At 37.8% G+C, this 15,947-nt stretch carries 14 protein-coding genes and 1 tRNA gene; 6 read left to right on the top strand and 9 right to left on the bottom strand.

The annotated features are described in order from the left end of the window. Positions 1 to 2 precede the first annotated feature (2 nt). The gene (mgtA, locus tag RAH34_RS02825; protein ID WP_306595078.1) at positions 3 to 1,844 is read right to left on the bottom strand and encodes a magnesium-translocating P-type ATPase; all 1,842 of its coding nucleotides are present in this window, start codon (positions 1,842 to 1,844) and stop codon (positions 3 to 5) included. A gap of 23 nt (positions 1,845 to 1,867) precedes the next feature. Then, positions 1,868 to 2,566 (bottom strand): MgtC/SapB family protein, encoded by a 699-nt coding sequence (locus RAH34_RS02820; protein ID WP_306595077.1) that lies wholly within the window; start codon positions 2,564 to 2,566, stop codon positions 1,868 to 1,870. Positions 2,567 to 2,970: 404 nt separating this feature from the next. On the opposite strand from RAH34_RS02820, the gene RAH34_RS02815 reads away from it, so the two are divergent. After that, positions 2,971 to 3,822: a DMT family transporter gene (locus tag RAH34_RS02815; RefSeq protein ID WP_114820449.1), complete on the top strand. Its 852-nt coding sequence runs from the start codon at positions 2,971 to 2,973 to the stop codon at positions 3,820 to 3,822. A gap of 80 nt (positions 3,823 to 3,902) precedes the next feature. Here the strand turns inward: RAH34_RS02815 and RAH34_RS02810 are convergent, their stop codons facing one another. After that, entirely contained in the window at positions 3,903 to 5,264 is a 1,362-nt protein-coding gene (locus tag RAH34_RS02810) for an ATP-binding protein (RefSeq protein WP_306595076.1), read from the bottom strand. A gap of 27 nt (positions 5,265 to 5,291) precedes the next feature. Next, positions 5,292 to 5,996, bottom strand: coding sequence for a response regulator transcription factor (locus tag RAH34_RS02805; RefSeq protein ID WP_306595075.1), 705 nt, complete (start codon positions 5,994 to 5,996; stop codon positions 5,292 to 5,294). 102 nt (positions 5,997 to 6,098) lie between these two features. Here RAH34_RS02805 and RAH34_RS02800 point away from each other — a divergent pair, with 102 nt between their 5' ends. After that, a complete protein-coding gene (locus tag RAH34_RS02800) occupies positions 6,099 to 6,773 on the top strand; it encodes a YiiX/YebB-like N1pC/P60 family cysteine hydrolase (RefSeq protein WP_306595074.1) in 675 nt (224 codons plus the stop codon). A 159-nt stretch (positions 6,774 to 6,932) separates the two neighbouring features. Beyond that, on the top strand, positions 6,933 to 7,244 hold the full coding sequence (locus RAH34_RS02795; protein ID WP_034695009.1) for an NIL domain-containing protein: 312 nt from the start codon (positions 6,933 to 6,935) through the stop codon (positions 7,242 to 7,244). A 247-nt stretch (positions 7,245 to 7,491) separates the two neighbouring features. Here RAH34_RS02795 and murA read toward each other — a convergent pair whose 3' ends face one another. Then, entirely contained in the window at positions 7,492 to 8,799 is a 1,308-nt protein-coding gene (murA, locus tag RAH34_RS02790; protein WP_034695010.1) for a UDP-N-acetylglucosamine 1-carboxyvinyltransferase, read from the bottom strand. Then, positions 8,799 to 9,467, bottom strand: coding sequence for a DUF4290 domain-containing protein (locus tag RAH34_RS02785; protein WP_034695011.1), 669 nt, complete (start codon positions 9,465 to 9,467; stop codon positions 8,799 to 8,801). Before RAH34_RS02785 ends, murA begins: the two co-directional genes overlap by 1 nt. A 188-nt stretch (positions 9,468 to 9,655) precedes the next feature. Between RAH34_RS02785 and RAH34_RS02780 the strand changes: the two genes are divergently transcribed. Next, on the top strand, positions 9,656 to 11,095 hold the full coding sequence (locus RAH34_RS02780; protein WP_306595073.1) for an alpha-amylase: 1,440 nt from the start codon (positions 9,656 to 9,658) through the stop codon (positions 11,093 to 11,095). 218 nt (positions 11,096 to 11,313) lie between these two features. Here the strand turns inward: RAH34_RS02780 and RAH34_RS02775 are convergent, their stop codons facing one another. After that, a complete protein-coding gene (locus tag RAH34_RS02775) occupies positions 11,314 to 11,724 on the bottom strand; it encodes a thiol-disulfide oxidoreductase DCC family protein (RefSeq protein ID WP_114820443.1) in 411 nt (136 codons plus the stop codon). Positions 11,725 to 11,728: 4 nt separating this feature from the next. After that, entirely contained in the window at positions 11,729 to 12,196 is a 468-nt protein-coding gene (locus RAH34_RS02770; RefSeq protein ID WP_306595072.1) for a heme-binding domain-containing protein, read from the bottom strand. A 452-nt stretch (positions 12,197 to 12,648) separates the two neighbouring features. Between RAH34_RS02770 and katG the strand changes: the two genes are divergently transcribed. Next, the gene (gene katG / locus RAH34_RS02765) at positions 12,649 to 14,928 is read left to right on the top strand and encodes a catalase/peroxidase HPI (RefSeq protein ID WP_306595071.1); all 2,280 of its coding nucleotides are present in this window, start codon (positions 12,649 to 12,651) and stop codon (positions 14,926 to 14,928) included. 246 nt (positions 14,929 to 15,174) lie between these two features. After that, positions 15,175 to 15,354, top strand: a complete 180-nt coding sequence (locus RAH34_RS02760; protein WP_306595070.1) for a hypothetical protein — start codon at positions 15,175 to 15,177, stop codon at positions 15,352 to 15,354. 422 nt (positions 15,355 to 15,776) lie between these two features. Here RAH34_RS02760 and RAH34_RS02755 read toward each other — a convergent pair. Then, positions 15,777 to 15,847, bottom strand: a tRNA-Gln gene (locus tag RAH34_RS02755). Between the last annotated feature and the right edge of the window lie 100 nt (positions 15,848 to 15,947).

The raw sequence follows: 15,947 nt of genomic DNA, 5'->3' as shown, positions 1-15,947 counted from the left end.
CGCTACTTTTGTAATGGACTTACCTTTGCAAAAACAGAGTAGAGATCCATATCCTTACGAAGCTCATCATCACTCATGTGCTCCAGTTCATCCCCCAGCATAATGGTGTTGATAGGAATTCCTACATCATGACATATTTTTTTAGCGACAATATCATTATCTCCGGTCACTACTTTTACTTCTACTCCTAGTTTGTGTAAGGCCTTGATGCTAGGTTCTGCAGATGGTTTGGCAGGGTCGAGAAATCCCATGAATCCTGTAAGCGTAAGGTGAGTTTCATCGGCCACAGAATAATTCAGTGGGTGATCACCATCAAATTCACGAATGGCAATTAGCAATACACGAAGTCCTTCAGCATTGAGCTTTTCAGACATTCTGATAATCTGCTGCTTCATAAGATCATCCAACGGAACACTATTGTCATTCTCAATATGCAGACTACGATCTTCTCCGGGATCTAAGGCATATTGACATAAAGGAAGCATTTCTTCCACGGCACCTTTGCAGATCATGAGATGTTTTCCTTTAGAGGTGTTCAGAATGACGGACATTCTTCTTCTTTCAAAGTCAAAAGGAATCTCATCCACTTTTTGATACAATTCATCAGCCCTCATCAGATTGTGAACTTCGGCATGATCCAGAACAGCCTGATCTAAGAGATTTTTGAGACCGGTTTGATGAAAACTGTTGAGGTAGCCCCATTTCAATACTTCATCGTCTTCAATACCTCGAACGTTGAGGTGGGTTTCCAGTAGAATTTTGTCCAACGTAAGGGTTCCTGTTTTATCCGTACACAGGATATCCATAGCTCCGATATTCTGGATGGCATTGAGTCTTTTAACGATCACTTTCTTTTTACTCATATTGACTGCTCCTTTGGCAAGATTAGCCGTAACAATCATAGGAAGCATTTCAGGAGTCAATCCCACAGCTACAGCAATGGCGAACAATAAAGCCTGCATCCAGTCTCCTTTTACCAGTCCATTAATCAGGAAAATAATAGGAGTCATGATCAGCATAAATCTGATCAGCAGATAGCTCACTTTATTGACTCCGATATCAAATGCAGTCTCCGGTCTTTTAGAAGCCAGACTTCTGCTGATGCTTCCGAAACAAGTGAAAATACCGGTATTGGCTACAACAACCGTTGCTGATCCGCTCACGACATTCGTACCCATAAAACAGATATTCTGAAGACCGAAAGGATTACGGTATTGGGCATCTTTGATGGGAAATGCATTTTTCTCAACCGGAAGGGCTTCTCCCGTAAGAATGGATTCGCTGATGAAAAGATCTTTGCTTTTAAGAATTCTGCAATCAGCCGGAACCATGTCTCCTGCGGACAGAATAATAATATCTCCGGGAACAATTTCAGTGATTTCTATTTCTTCGCTTTCATTGAATTTCCTTTTGGTGAGACAGCTTGTTTTTACCATCTTTTTTAAGGCTTCTGCCGCTTTGTTGCTTCGGAATTCCTGAATGAATCTTAAAACTGTACTGAAAAGCAGCATCACCGAAATAATAATACTGGTAGTGAAATCTTTTTCACCCACAGGGACAAGAATAGCATCAATGAATAATGAAATGATGGCAATGCAGGCCAGGATATAATTAAATGGATTGAAGAATGAATGCGCAAACTGTTTTACCCATGAGGGTGCTTTTTGCGTAGCAATTTCATTCTTGCCATAAATTTTCAGACGGTCTTTTACAGTGTTTTCGCTGAGTCCTTCTTCTGAGGTTTCCAGCAGGGCATACACCATTTTTTCATTCTCGGCTGCAGCTTCTTTCAATTTTACAAGAGCTGCAGAATTGAGATTTTTGTTTGAAGATTTTTTTAACATCGCTTCAAAGGTTGTTTTTAATGTTACAAATCGTTTTCGGTACCTATAATTTCCCAGCTTACTTTGATGACTTTATCTTCAATTGTCAGTCTGCTGGCTGTTTTTTCCATGAAACTGTCCTGTGGAGTAGAAGCATGTACTTCCGCTGTAATGATGGCGTTTTCAGGCAGACCATTGTCATCACTGGTAAGAGATTTTAGCAATACTTTATCATTTCCGCCCAGAGACTGCATAAGTTGTACACGGACGTGATTTTCCACTTCACTTTTGCATTTGATGCTGAGAAGATATTCTGTATAATGGTTTCTGCTGTTGATATTGTTCCCCAGCTTGACGCCTAAAGGTCGGAGGATGATATGGGTGAGGATAATAAATCCGCTGGTAATGGCTGCTTCCACGGGAAATCCCATAGCACTGAGAGCTCCTACAGATGCAGAACACCAGATTGTAGCTGCGGTATTGAGTCCTCTCACGGTGAGGCCGTCTTTCATGATCACGCCTCCTCCTAAAAAGCCAATTCCGCTTACAATATAAGAGGCTATTCTCCCTGTAGCATCCCCTCCGATTCTGATGGAAAGAAGTACGAATGCTGCAGAGCCAAGACATACCAAAGTGTTGGTACGGAGACCAGCACTTTTCTGGCGCCATTGTCTTTCAAAACCAATGCTGGCACCAAGGGCAAATGCGGTAAGGAGACGAAGAGTAAATTCTAATGTAGTCATAACTTTTCCTTTTGTTATAAAGCTTTTCAGCTGTACGGGAAAAGTGAGTACAACTAAAGCTTTTAAGATTGATAATTACTGTAGGGATCTGAGTCCATATGCTTTATTTTTTACTGTGCAAAAGTAAAACTGACTAGTTTTTTTTACCGTTAGAAAAGCTTTAGAATGTTATTAGAAAATCATTAGAGAAAATTCCTTTCTGTTTTTTTGAAGATTCTGCAAGAAATAGGTATGTATTATATCCTATTAATATGTGTAAACTGTACCCATGATAAGAGATAAAATTTCAATACATTTGGGGGCTGATTTTTATATGATGAATTTTACAATTTGTCATATGAAATAAAAGCTTGTTTAATCCCGGAGACTTCTTTCCAATATCTTTTGAATTATATATTTTAGAAATGAAAAAATCAAACTTAGCAATACCAGCTACGCTTTTAGCGATTATCTGTGTGCAGGGAGGTGCTTCCATTGCAAAGCAGCTTTTTCCCGCTATCGGAGCTATTGGTACGGTTACTTTAAGAATTGTACTTTCTGCGGTTTTGCTTACGTTGATTAACCGCCCGAAATTTTTACAATTCGACCGTCAGAAATGGAAATATTGTGCGATCTATGGAGTTGGATTGGCTGCAATGAATCTTATTTTCTATATGGCGATTCAAAGGATTCCGCTGGGATTGGCGGTTACGGTGGAATTTGCCGGACCTTTATTTCTCGCTTTGGCATTGTCCCGAAAGTTGTTAGATGTAATATGGGCATTGCTGGCTTGTGTTGGAATTCTGTTGATTGTTCCATGGAAAAGTGATCATGTAGATCTATTAGGACTAGGACTTGCCTTTCTGGCGGGGATTTTCTGGGCACTTTACATTATCATGGGTGGAAAAGTTTCCAAAATAATGGATGGAAAAGATGCGGTTACCACAGGGATGATTTTTGCAAGTCTTGTGATTATTCCTTTTACAATATGGGATGGAGCTGTTTTTAATATTACCCCGACGATTTTCATGAAAGGACTTGGTGTAGCTATTCTTTCGAGTGCTTTACCCTTTTCATTGGAAATGATGGCCTTGAAAAAACTTCCTGCAAAGACTTTCAGTATTCTGATGAGCCTGGAACCTGCATTTGCAGCACTTTCCGGATTGGTTTTTCTTGCTGAAGAATTATCTTTTTTGCAATGGATTTCTATCGCTTGCGTGATTACAGCGAGTATAGGGACGACTGTTTTCAATAAGAAATCTCTTTCTCATGATTGATGAAAATTTTAAACCATAAGTTAATTAAGGTTTTAAGAAGCATTAAGATTCAAATAAATTTGAATGAAGCTTTTGATCCATTATTGGGTAATAAACTCTACCGTAAAAGTAGTTTTATTCTGTTCTGATATCACAGAGATTTTTGCATGGTGAAGGTGAATAATTTTCTCAGTGAGAAATAATCCTATTCCGTGGCCCTTTTCCTGTCTGGACGTTTCGCTTCTGTAAAAAGGTTCGAAAATATGCTGTAAATCTTCTTTATCAATAGTATTTCCGGTATTGGTAAAATTGATTGTAAGAATTTTTGAATTGGTATTGACATCAATCAGGCAAGTATGTTCCGGTGAATATTTGCAGGCATTATCAATAAGATTGTTGAAGGCCACCTGAAGAAGATATTCATTTCCCTGAATGATAAGCTGATGCTCTTCTAAGGAATCTTCTATGTTCAGAGAAACTTTGTACCTTGAATTTTCTTTGGTGATTTTAGTGTAAGATTCCAGAAGAACTTCATCAAGACGTACTTCCGAAAAACTGATCTCATTGGGATCATAGCTTGCTTTGGCAAGATCCATTAAACTATTCGACAATTTTACCATATTTCGGGCATCTTCCAATGCATATTGGATGGTTTCCTTGTATTCTTCTTTGGTTTTATCTTTTTCTGAAGCCAGCTCCAACTCGGTAATGATAGCGGATAAAGGAGTTCTCAGCTCGTGGGATATATTGGAAACAAAATGTTTTTGCGAATCAAAAGAATTTTCAAGCCGTTCCAGCATTCCATTGAAATTTTGAGCAAGTTCATTCAACTCATCTTTTTCCTTTGTTGTTTTCAGACGTAATTCCAGTTTTCCGGCTGTAATTTTTTTAATCTGAATGACCATTTCACTCAACGGACTCAATGCTTTTTTGGAAAGAAATATTCCAGCCAGATAAATTAATATTAAAATAATGAAAAATGAAATAATACTGATGGTAAGAAGGTGTGTGAGATAATCATATCCGTATTGATCATAAGCTGCTGCAGTTACTGCATAAGTTTTTCCCTTATAATGGTAGGTCATCCCGATCACCTGCAAATCATTTAAAAAGAAATTGATTTTCTTTTTTTGGAATATCTGAGCAAGCATTTCCGGAGTTTCCTTTACATAATCTACCTTGGCATCATCATGATAAATCAGTTGTTTATGGACATTATAAATGGCAACCTGTACTTCATTAAGAGTTCTGGTGTTATTTTTATAAAGCTTATGCATTTCCTGCTCGGGAAGTGAGCTTCGGAAAAATAAATCAGCCTTAGCAATCGCTTCGTTCTGAAGTTCGCTATAAAAAGATTTCTCTCTGGCTTCTTTGGATGAATAATAGATCGAAACGCTGTAAACCCCCAAAAGCATTGCAGTGATTAAGGTAAAAAGCAGCGTAAGTCGGGTTCTTATTTTCATCCGGATATTTTTAGTTGATCTTAATGCTTACTGTACAAGGCCTGATTCGTAGTCTTTTTTCAGAATAAATCCCATGCCGGCTTTGGTGTGGATCAGTTTCGTTTCAAAATCTTTATCTATTTTTTTTCTAAGGTAATTGATATACACATCAATAAAATTGGTGCCCGTGTCAAAATGGGTCTCCCATACTTTTTCTGCAATTTCACTTCGGGAAAGAACCCTTTCGGAATTCTCCATCATGAATTTTAAAAGATTAAATTCTTTCGGAGTGAGTTTTATTGCTGTATGATCTCTGCGCACCGTTTTCTGTTCCAGATTCATTTCAATTCCCTCATATTTTAGAACGGAAACTTTTTGCTGTCTCTGTTGTGAGAAGCGTTTTAGAAGTACTTTGATCCTTGCGACCAGTTCACGCATTTCAAAAGGTTTGGTCAGATAATCATCCGCTCCGGCATCAAAGCCTTCCAGCTTGTCATCTGTAGTTCCCAATGCAGTCAGCATAATGACCGGAAGATCAGGTTTCAGAGTTTTTATTTCATTACAAAATTCAAGACCATTTTTTTTAGGCAGAACAATATCTGTGACTACCAGATCAAAATTCGTCTGTAGAGCCAGTTTCAAACCTATGTTTCCGTCATAAGCCACGGTCACCTCAAATTCAGCTTCCTGAAATCCTTTTGCAATCAGTTTGGAAAGTCTGTCATCGTCTTCAACTAATAAAATATGTGGCATAAGAATCTTGAATAGGTTTGGGTTGGTGTGAAGAATAGATCAATATTCCCACAAATGTAATGAATTCTATTTTGTAATTTTGGTATCGAAAAGTATAATAGAATGTCTGAATGTAAAACATTTTTTAGCAAAAGAATCAAAGAAATGATGGTAACTGGACTCTTGTCCTGTTTAATGGTTTTGTTGATCCAGTGTAATCACTCTTATCCAAGCAATGTACAACTTAAAAATGGTGATCTGCTTTTTGTGACAGCCAAGGAATCGGGACTTTCCGGAGCAATCAATAATGTTACTCAAAAACAAAAGACAGCTTCATTTGATCACATAGGAATTCTGGAAAAAGAGGGCAACCGGATGTTTGTTCTGCACGCTGCTCCCAAAGGCGGTTCTCAGAAACAGGATTTGAAGGATTTTATTAAAGAGCAGAAAGAAGAAGGGCAGCAGGTGATTGTTTACCGTTTAAAACCGGAATATCAGAAAGCAATTCCTGAAGCCGTTAAAAAGGCTAATTCCATGTTGGGCAAACCATACAATTTCAATTATATTCTGGATGAACAATCCTATTACTGTTCAGATTTTGTAGAAAGATCTTTTCGGGCGGAAAATATTTTCAAACTGGAACCGATGACGTTTATTGATCCGAAAACAGGAAAAACGAATGCATTCTGGGAAGAATTTTACACCAAGAAAAATCTCAAAGTCCCTGAAGGAGAGCCGGGTTGCAACCCAAACGGACTGGCCGGTTCTGACAAATTGGAAAGAATAGGAAATTTTTAAATATAAGAAGAAGCTGAACAGGCTTCTTTTTTTTATGTTAAATTTTTAAAAATATTAGTCTACTAATTTGGTGGACTAATATTTTTTTATATTTTTGTCACAGATTTAAATGCAGAACGCAATATGATCTGACAATGTTTAACCCAAAAATGTTTAGCAATGATTACACCTAATCCCGGCCTGCAGGTTTTGCAAAATAAAATAAGCCTGCCTAAAAAAGAATTATTACTGGAAATAGAGTTGAATGGCAAAATGAAATTTGAACATTTAATGAATACCATCTATAATCAGTTTGGAATTTGCCATAGAGTGTTATCTGCTAATGTAGAGTACGTGAACGGATACAGTTTCGGTTCGGTACAGTTATATATTAATGTTAATTCAGATGATTTTCAGCAGCTTGAAGTCTATCTGAATAAAAATAAACTTATCAATACGACGGTAGAATATACCTGCAGAACCTATTTTTAAGTGAGATTCATATAGTTTTAATTACCAAAGTGTCCGGTTCTTTTACCGGGCACTTTTTATTTTTTACAAAAGAAGATGATAAATACATTAAAAAGATCAATTGTTAACGGGGACAAAATTCCCCTCCTCTGGAGGGGTGGCGAAAATTCAAAGAATTTTTGACGGGGTGGTTAAAAAAAGGCGGGTGGTAAACAAAAAAAGCGTTCAGAACCTTCTGAACGCTTTCCTATTATTAAATAAAATAATTTTAAATTCTTTCGATGTCAGCACCAATAGCTCTCAGTCTTCCATCAATATTTTCATATCCTCTGTCGATTTGCTCGATATTGTGGATAATAGATTTTCCTTCAGCAGAAAGTGCTGCAATAAGAAGGGCATTTCCGGCTCTGATATCCGGGGAAACCATTGTTGTTCCTCTTAACGGAGCTTCCTGGTTTAATCCGATTACCGTTGCTCTGTGCGGATCACATAAAATAATCTGAGCGCCCATATCGATTAATTTATCCACAAAGAATAATCTGGACTCAAACATTTTTTGGTGAACAAGGATACTTCCTTTCGCTTGAGTAGCTACTACTAAAATAATAGATAATAAATCCGGTGTAAATCCTGGCCAAGGCGCATCCGAAATGGTAAGGATAGAACCGTCAATAAATTTCTGAATTTTATAATGTTCCTGAGCAGGAATGTAGATATCATCACCGCTTTGCTCAAGCTCAATTCCTAATTTTCTGAAGGTATTCGGGATCACACCAAGCTGGTTCCAGTTTACATTTTTGATGGTGATTTCAGATTTTGTCATGGCCGCAAGACCAATCCATGATCCGATTTCCACCATATCCGGAAGCATTGTGTGCTCTGTTCCTCTAAGGTAGTCAACCCCTTCAATCGTAAGAAGGTTGGAGCCGATTCCTGAGATATTGGCCCCCATTCTGTTCAGCATTTTGCATAATTGCTGAAGATAAGGTTCGCAGGCAGCGTTGTAGATTCTTGTTTTTCCTTTTGCCAGAGCTGCTGCCATTACAATATTAGCAGTTCCGGTAACAGAAGCTTCCTCCAGCAGGATGAATTTTCCTCTTAATTCTTTAGCTTTTAAAGAATAGAAATATTCCTCTTCATCATAATTGAATTCAGCACCTAATTCAACAAGTCCCTGAAAGTGAGTGTCCAATCTTCTTCTTCCGATTTTATCACCACCCGGAGTCGGCATATACGCTTCTCCATAACGGGCAAGCATTGGTCCCATCAGCATAATGGATCCACGTAATTTTGCTCCGTCCTTTTTGAACTCGTTAGATTTAATATAATCAAAATTAACCTGATCAGCCTTGAAAGTATAATCTCCCTGTCCGTTTTTAGTAATTTTTACCCCAAAATCTCCGAGAATTTCAATCAGTCTGTTCACATCATGAATATCCGGAATATTTTTGATTCTTACTTCCTCGTCCGTCAGAAGAACCGCACATAAAATTTGTAGAGCCTCATTCTTGGCTCCTTGTGGAGTTATTTCACCCTGCAGTCTTTTTCCTCCTCTTATTTGAAATGTTCCACTCATTATTTTCTGTTTTTATGATTGTTGTTATGCCTTCTCTTGTTAGGCTGGTTATTATTGTTTTTATTATTGTTGTTATTCCTGTTGTTATTGTTATTATTTCGGTTGTTGTTATTGCTTGTGTAATAGATTTTACTCTTTTCAAGAGAATCTATTCCGGTAAGATCCAACCTGTTTTCAGACAGTTCTTTCAGGTGGCGGAAAATCACATCATCCGTCACATGTTCTTTATTATAGACATTATAAGACTTCTTCATATTGTTGGCAATCACTTCGATAAGGGCTTCTTTTTCATCGCCCGTTTCCAGTTCGATTGCTTTTTCTATCAATTGAAGAATACTTTTTCCGTAGAACTTAAAGTCACCTTGAAGTTTCGGATATTCCATTCTTTTAGGTTTTTCTGCCAGTTCTTCCATTGTAGGGAAGGGGTAAGGAGAATCTACATCCAGATCATGATTGGCAAGAATATAAAGATGGTCCCAAAGTTTATGTTTATAATTTTCCTCGTCGCGAAGTTGTGGGTTTCTCTGACCCATAAAATCGATGATTGCCATAGCCATTTCGTTCCTTTCCTCTTTGGTAGGAAGTTCTTTGCAGCGCTCAACCAACTGTTGTATAATTCTGCCATATTCCGGCATATGAAGCTGAGTTTTTTGGGTATTGTATTCCATAGTATGCAAATATATGGATTAAAAGAAAAATTGTCTCGGGATTCTTAAAAATTTATGATTTTTTAATGAAAAAATTTGAATACCTTTCTTATTGATTTATTGTGGAAAATGAAAATATTTCCCTTTCATTTGAATTTGTTTTTAATAAAATCGTATCTTGTTTAATAGATTGATAATTAATTAAAGCGATGAAAAAAACAAACTTTTTCCTTTCCCTGCTGGCTTTAGCATTAGTAAGCTCATGTAGAACCAGTGATGAATTGACAACTGAACCTACCAGACAAGAAGAGGTTCACAACAAAACAGTGAATGTTACCCATCATGATGGACGCCCTTTCAGTACAGGAAACGGTTCCGGTTCTGCACAAAGTAAATTCACAGCCGGACCGGGTGGCGGAGTTCTGATGCAAGGTTTTTACTGGGATGTTCCGGAAGGGGGTAACTGGTGGAATACCGTTAAAGACAAATTAACCGCATGGTCTACCGCCGGAATTGGAGCTGTATGGTTACCTCCAGCATCAAAAGCTCAGAACGGGGCTTATTCTATGGGATATGATCCTACCGATTATTATGATTTTGGAGATTTTAATCAGAATGGAAGCACAGAAACCCGTTTCGGATCCAGAGCCGAACTGGAAGCATTGATTACCAAAGCGCATGCTGAAAATATGCAGGTGTATGCAGACATTGTAATCAATCACAACAGTGGCGGGCAGTCTGAAGCCAATCCTTTTACGGGAACGAATACCTGGACTAATTTTTCAGGTGTGGCATCCGGAAAATTTCAGAGAAATTATAATGACTTTTATAAAAATGCTTACGGAAATAATGATGAAGGGGCATTTGGCGGTTTTCCGGATTTATGTCATGCTAATCCTCATGTGCAGGACTGGCTTTGGGGAAGAGATGATTCCGTGGCAAAATATTATAAAAACGTGATGAAATTTGATGGCTGGAGATTTGATTATGTTAAAGGGTTCGGGCCATGGGTAGTCAATACCTGGAATTCAAAAGTAGGAGGATTTTCAGTGGGAGAATTATGGGATTCCAACGTCAATACATTAGAGTGGTGGGCAAATAATGCGAACAGTTCTGTGTTTGATTTTGCTGCTTATTATAAAATGGATGAAGCCTTTGATAACGGAAACTTAAACGCTCTGAATGATGATATGATGTGGAAAAGAAATCCATACAAAGCAGTTACTTTTGTAGCCAATCATGATACCGATATTATTTACAATAAAATGCCGGCCTACGCTTATATCCTAACCCATGAAGGTTATCCCACCATTTTTTACAGAGATTATGAAGAATGGTTAAACAAAGAAAGACTGAATAATCTGATCTGGATTCACAATAATAAAGCTACCGGAACCACTTCCATTCTATATACTGATAACGATGAATATATTGCAAGACGTAACGGCTATAACGGTAATCCCGGACTTGTTGTCTATATCAACACCTCTTCAAACTGGCAGGAAAGATGGATAGAAACAAACTGGAGCAGTCAGCAGATCAAAGATTTCACAGGAAACTCAAGCTGGTACCCAACAACTCAGGGAGATAAATGGGTGAAAATCCAATGTCCGCCAAATTCATATTCTGTGTGGTCGCTGAATTTATGAGTAATGAGCAATCGGTAATGAGTAATGGTAAATGATGAATGATGAATGATGAAGCTGATAAGCGACTTTTATTCAGATTGTTTTTTTATTAAACATTAAACAAGAAAAATTATACGTCTTATTTGTCATTCCGTAGGAATCTCTACAATGTATTATTTTTAATACTGCTCGTTGGAAATTTTTACGGAATGATATTTTTATATAAAGTTGAAAGAAAACTACACCTGAATAAACTTTTTCTTCTGATGCTGATCCGGTAAATAACATTTCTGATTGGCCAGTTTCATCCTGTTTCTGGAAATGACGTCATACATCTTATCCCTTAAAAATGCAGGCATTATTTTCCCAATAAACGAAAGTTTATAAACTCCTCCCAGTAAATTGGCAATTTCCAGCACTGCTCTTGATTTGATCTGATAATACCGTCCGGGTTTCCAAAGATACATCGTATTGAAGACATTGGTTTCCAGCCCTCTTTCGGATAAAAACTGCTGTCCGAAATCAGATTGAAGAGAAGCAAACATGAATTGGTCTTTTTTGTCTCTCTCCAAAATCCATTGCACCCAGAAATTACAAACTCCGCAATCTCCGTCAAAAAAAACAATATGCTTATTTTTCCAATTTTCCATGACATTATTTATTAAACATGATCCCTCTTTCTGTATCTTCTTTCACTTTTTTGAAATATTGTACAAGATCTGCACGCTGCTCATCCGACAGTTTGGCATCCTGATGACCTAAATAATAAGATTCCAGCGGCATTTCTTTTTTCTCAACCATTTCTATACATTCCTCCAGTTTATGAAGCTGTCTTTTAGGTTCATATACTGCAAAGGTAGAAAAATTAAGATGTTTCCTGCCTTCATCAATATGATTTTTTACCCACCACGAAGTTGGGGAAATACTGCTATACCATGGATACGTGGTTTCATTGGAATGGCAGTCATAGCAAGACGTTCTGAGGGTACGGGCAATTTTTTCCGGAGTATTTTTAATTTTTATAAAGTCCATTCCCGGAGTAAGCGGTGGATTTGTTTTATCAATAGGGAAAAACTGGATGATGATAAAGGCAACAAGAATCACAACAATTATTTTTTTCATAGCAGATGTTCATATTTGGTCCATATAAAGGTAGTTAATTTATTTTTAGTGGGAGAAAGATGGAAGCTGAGAGAGGGAAGAGGGAAGTGCTTTTAGAAATTGCTGGAATAGCGTGGTTTTTCAGAAATGATCAAATTGTTTTTCATGAGGCGATTAAACTTCCTTCTTCCAGTCTCCAACTTTCTTTCCCCTTTAAAATTCTTACGTTGAGTAATTCTAAATTGGGCTATATACTGCTGTTTTTATTTAAGTTAATTTGAAAAATGACTAACTTAATACCACAATTATGTCTTGCTACTGTGCCGTTGAAAATATCAATATATAGTTTTTGACTATCATTGAAATAAAAATTAATAGATTGTATTTATCGATCAAACGTTGTAGGTTTGTCATGTTCTTACAACAGAAAATTGAAACTGTATTAATCAACATAAAAAATAAAATAAACGACAATGGAAAAAGATTTGAATGACATCAGTAAATGCCCGTTTCATAACGGAACAATGAAGAAGAGTGTAGCAGGCGGTGGAACCCAGAATTCTGATTGGTGGCCGGATCAGCTCAGAGTAGATCTTCTGCGTCAGCATTCTTCCCTTTCAGATCCTATGGACAAGGATTTTGATTATGCCAAAGCATTTGAAAGCCTTGATCTGGAGGCTGTAAAAAAAGACCTTCATGCATTGATGACAGATTCTCAGGATTGGTGGCCGGCAGATTTTGGTCATTATGGACCTCTGTTTATCCGTATGGCATGGCATAGTGCCGGAACCTACCGTGTAGGCGATGGAAGAGGTGGAGCCGGAGCTGGACAACAGCGTTTTGCACCCTTAAACAGCTGGCCGGATAACGTAAGTCTTGATAAAGCAAGAAGATTATTGTGGCCCATCAAACAAAAATATGGAAGAAACATTTCATGGGCAGACCTTTTGATCCTTACCGGAAATATTGCTCTTGAATCCATGGGCTTCAAAACATTCGGATTTGCGGGAGGACGTGCAGATGTCTGGGAACCGGATTCTGATGTATATTGGGGATCAGAAAAAACATGGCTGGGAGGAGATTTACGTTATGCGCACGGCTCGGAAGGAGTTGTAGAAGGAAAATCAGCAGTTCTTCCTACCGATGATAACGCAGATGGAGATATTCATTCCAGAAATCTTGAAAATCCATTGGCTGCGGTACAGATGGGACTTATTTATGTAAACCCTGAAGGTCCGGACGGAAATCCAGATCCTATTGCAGCCGCTAAAGATATCCGTGATACTTTCGGACGTATGGCGATGAATGATGAAGAAACCGTTGCTTTGATTGCCGGCGGACATACTTTTGGTAAAACCCATGGAGCAGGTCCTGCAGATCACGTAGGAAAAGAACCTGAAGGAGCTGGAATTGAACAGCAGGGACTTGGATGGGCGAGTACTTATAAATCAGGAAGCGGAAGAGACGCTATTTCCAGCGGGCTGGAAGTAACCTGGACAGAAACCCCGACTCAATGGAGTAATTATTTCTTTAAAAATCTTTTTGAAAATGAATGGGAATTGACAAAAAGTCCTGCCGGAGCTCACCAATGGGTAGCTAAGGATGGAGCTGATATTATTCCTGACGCATTTGATGCTGACAAAAAGCATAAACCAACCATGCTTACCACGGATCTTTCCTTGAGACTGGATCCTGTTTACGAAAAAATTTCAAGACATTTTTATGAAAACCCGGATGCGTTTGCTGATGCTTTTTCAAGAGCGTGGTTTAAACTGACGCACAGAGATATGGGACCACGTGCCCGTTATTTAGGTCCGGATGTACCACAGGAAGAACTGATCTGGCAGGATCCTATTCCGGAAGTAAATCATGAACTGGTTGACGGAAATGATGTGGAAGCATTGAAATCAAAAGTTTTAAATTCAGGATTAAGCAATGCCGAATTGATTTCTACAGCCTGGGCTTCCGCTTCTACATTCAGAGGAAGTGATAAGCGTGGCGGGGCCAACGGAGCCAGAATCAGACTAGAGCCTCAAAGAAACTGGGAAGTCAACAATCCTTCTCAATTGAATAAAGTATTAAATGTTCTGGAAGGAATCCAGAAAGAATTCAACGATTCTCAAAACGGAGGTAAAAAAATATCATTAGCCGATCTGATTGTTTTGGCAGGTAATGCGGCAGTAGAAGTGGCTGCCAGAAATGCTGGTCAGGACGTAAAAGTTCCTTTTGCTCCGGGAAGAATGGATGCTTCTCAGGAACAGACCGATGTAGAATCTATGGGATACCTTGAGCCTGCAGCGGATGGATTCCGAAATTATCTGAAAAGAAAATATACGGTCTCTACGGAATCTTTACTGATTGATAAAGCACAGCTATTAACCCTTACTGCCCCTGAATTGACGGTATTGATAGGAGGTATGCGTGCTTTGGATGCGAACTTTGACGGTTCAAAACATGGCGTATTCACCAGCCGTCCGGGCGTTCTTACCAATGATTTCTTTGTGAATCTTCTGGATATGGGAACTCAGTGGAAAGCAATGTCAGATGACAGAGAATTGTATATCGGAACTGATCGGAAAACCGGTCAGCCAAAATGGACAGCAACGCGTGCAGATCTTGTTTTCGGATCCAATTCTGAATTGAGAGCTATCGCTGAAGTATACGGAAGTGCTGATGCACAAGGTAAGTTTGTGAAAGACTTTGTGGCAGCATGGACGAAGGTGATGAATCTGGATAGGTTTGATCTGGTCTAATAAGTAAAAATGAAAATAAGCAAAGGCAGCATTTATGGCTGTCTTTTTTATTGATCTCAATATCGATAATACAAAGATTCTACTATAAATGTCTTAATCATTATATCTACGAATGAGTTGTTCTTTATAGAGTTTGTAAATTTGAGTGCCATTAATGAAAGAGACTAAAAGAGATGAAAACAAAAGAACTTATCAATAATGTTGTTTCAATTACTCTAAAAAAATAAAAAATAATTTGAGGGTATATTGGTAGATATATCAGATGATTGGTGTTATATAAAATATATTCCTGTTGATTATGTGGTGGATGGTTTTGTACTGATAAGCCGAAGGCATATTAAAAACATTCAAAGATCAGATAAGTATGACTTTAAAGAAAATATACTGAGATTAAAAGGAGCGATCGCTGAAAAAGTGTTGAGCTAAATATTGTTGATAATATAAATTTGTTATTGGATCTACAGTCTAAAATTGAACGTATTCAAATTGAACTGAAATATCCTCATACATGTTATATTGGTAAAATTGATCTTGTTAAAGAACATTCATTTAAAGCGAGATTATTAAGTCCAAAAGCAAACTGGTTGTTAATAGAATCTTTTCTGTATAAAGAAATACGGGCTATTTATTTTAATAACGACTATGTTAATTCTTTACAACTGGTGTTACCTCCCATTTCCTCTGCTGGCGCGAGCGTCTCGCTCGTGTCCACAAATAATAAATACCCCCAAGTGGTTATTGTTTTTATAAACAGTTCAAATAATGCCGACAAGCCGAGAATAAGGCTAACACTTTAGTAGAATATGTAAAAGAAAAACAAAAAACCATCCTTAAAAAAGGATGGTTTGTAGACCCACAGGGATTCGAACCCCAGATGACTGAACCAAAATCAGTAGTGTTACCGCTACACCATGGGTCTGTTTCTATGCCGCGAAATTATAGAATTTATTTTAAATATGAAAATCTAAATTAAAGATTAATTAACATAATAGGTGGGCGGATCGCTTTATGTATTGATA

This window comes from Chryseobacterium sp. WLY505, assembly GCF_030846215.1.
In the GTDB taxonomy this organism is placed as follows: domain Bacteria; phylum Bacteroidota; class Bacteroidia; order Flavobacteriales; family Weeksellaceae; genus Chryseobacterium.
Note: the sequence above shows the minus strand (reverse complement) of the source record. Positions and strands in the feature narration are given on the sequence as shown.

Bases quoted from the DNA above. Each gene is read 5' to 3' on its own strand.
- RAH34_RS02785 (WP_034695011.1), bottom strand. From the start codon at position 9,467: ATGGAATACAATACCCAAAAAACTCAGCTTCATATGCCGGAATATGGC.
- RAH34_RS02815 (WP_114820449.1), top strand. From the start codon at position 2,971: ATGAAAAAATCAAACTTAGCAATACCAGCTACGCTTTTAGCGATTATC.
- RAH34_RS02775 (WP_114820443.1), bottom strand. From the start codon at position 11,724: ATGGAAAATTGGAAAAATAAGCATATTGTTTTTTTTGACGGAGATTGC.
- RAH34_RS02800 (WP_306595074.1), top strand. From the start codon at position 6,099: ATGTCTGAATGTAAAACATTTTTTAGCAAAAGAATCAAAGAAATGATG.
- RAH34_RS02810 (WP_306595076.1), bottom strand. From the start codon at position 5,264: ATGAAAATAAGAACCCGACTTACGCTGCTTTTTACCTTAATCACTGCA.
- RAH34_RS02805 (WP_306595075.1), bottom strand. From the start codon at position 5,996: ATGCCACATATTTTATTAGTTGAAGACGATGACAGACTTTCCAAACTG.
- RAH34_RS02795 (WP_034695009.1), top strand. From the start codon at position 6,933: ATGATTACACCTAATCCCGGCCTGCAGGTTTTGCAAAATAAAATAAGC.
- RAH34_RS02820 (WP_306595077.1), bottom strand. From the start codon at position 2,566: ATGACTACATTAGAATTTACTCTTCGTCTCCTTACCGCATTTGCCCTT.
- murA (WP_034695010.1), bottom strand. From the start codon at position 8,799: ATGAGTGGAACATTTCAAATAAGAGGAGGAAAAAGACTGCAGGGTGAA.
- RAH34_RS02780 (WP_306595073.1), top strand. From the start codon at position 9,656: ATGAAAAAAACAAACTTTTTCCTTTCCCTGCTGGCTTTAGCATTAGTA.
- katG (WP_306595071.1), top strand. From the start codon at position 12,649: ATGGAAAAAGATTTGAATGACATCAGTAAATGCCCGTTTCATAACGGA.
- RAH34_RS02770 (WP_306595072.1), bottom strand. From the start codon at position 12,196: ATGAAAAAAATAATTGTTGTGATTCTTGTTGCCTTTATCATCATCCAG.
- mgtA (WP_306595078.1), bottom strand. From the start codon at position 1,844: ATGTTAAAAAAATCTTCAAACAAAAATCTCAATTCTGCAGCTCTTGTA.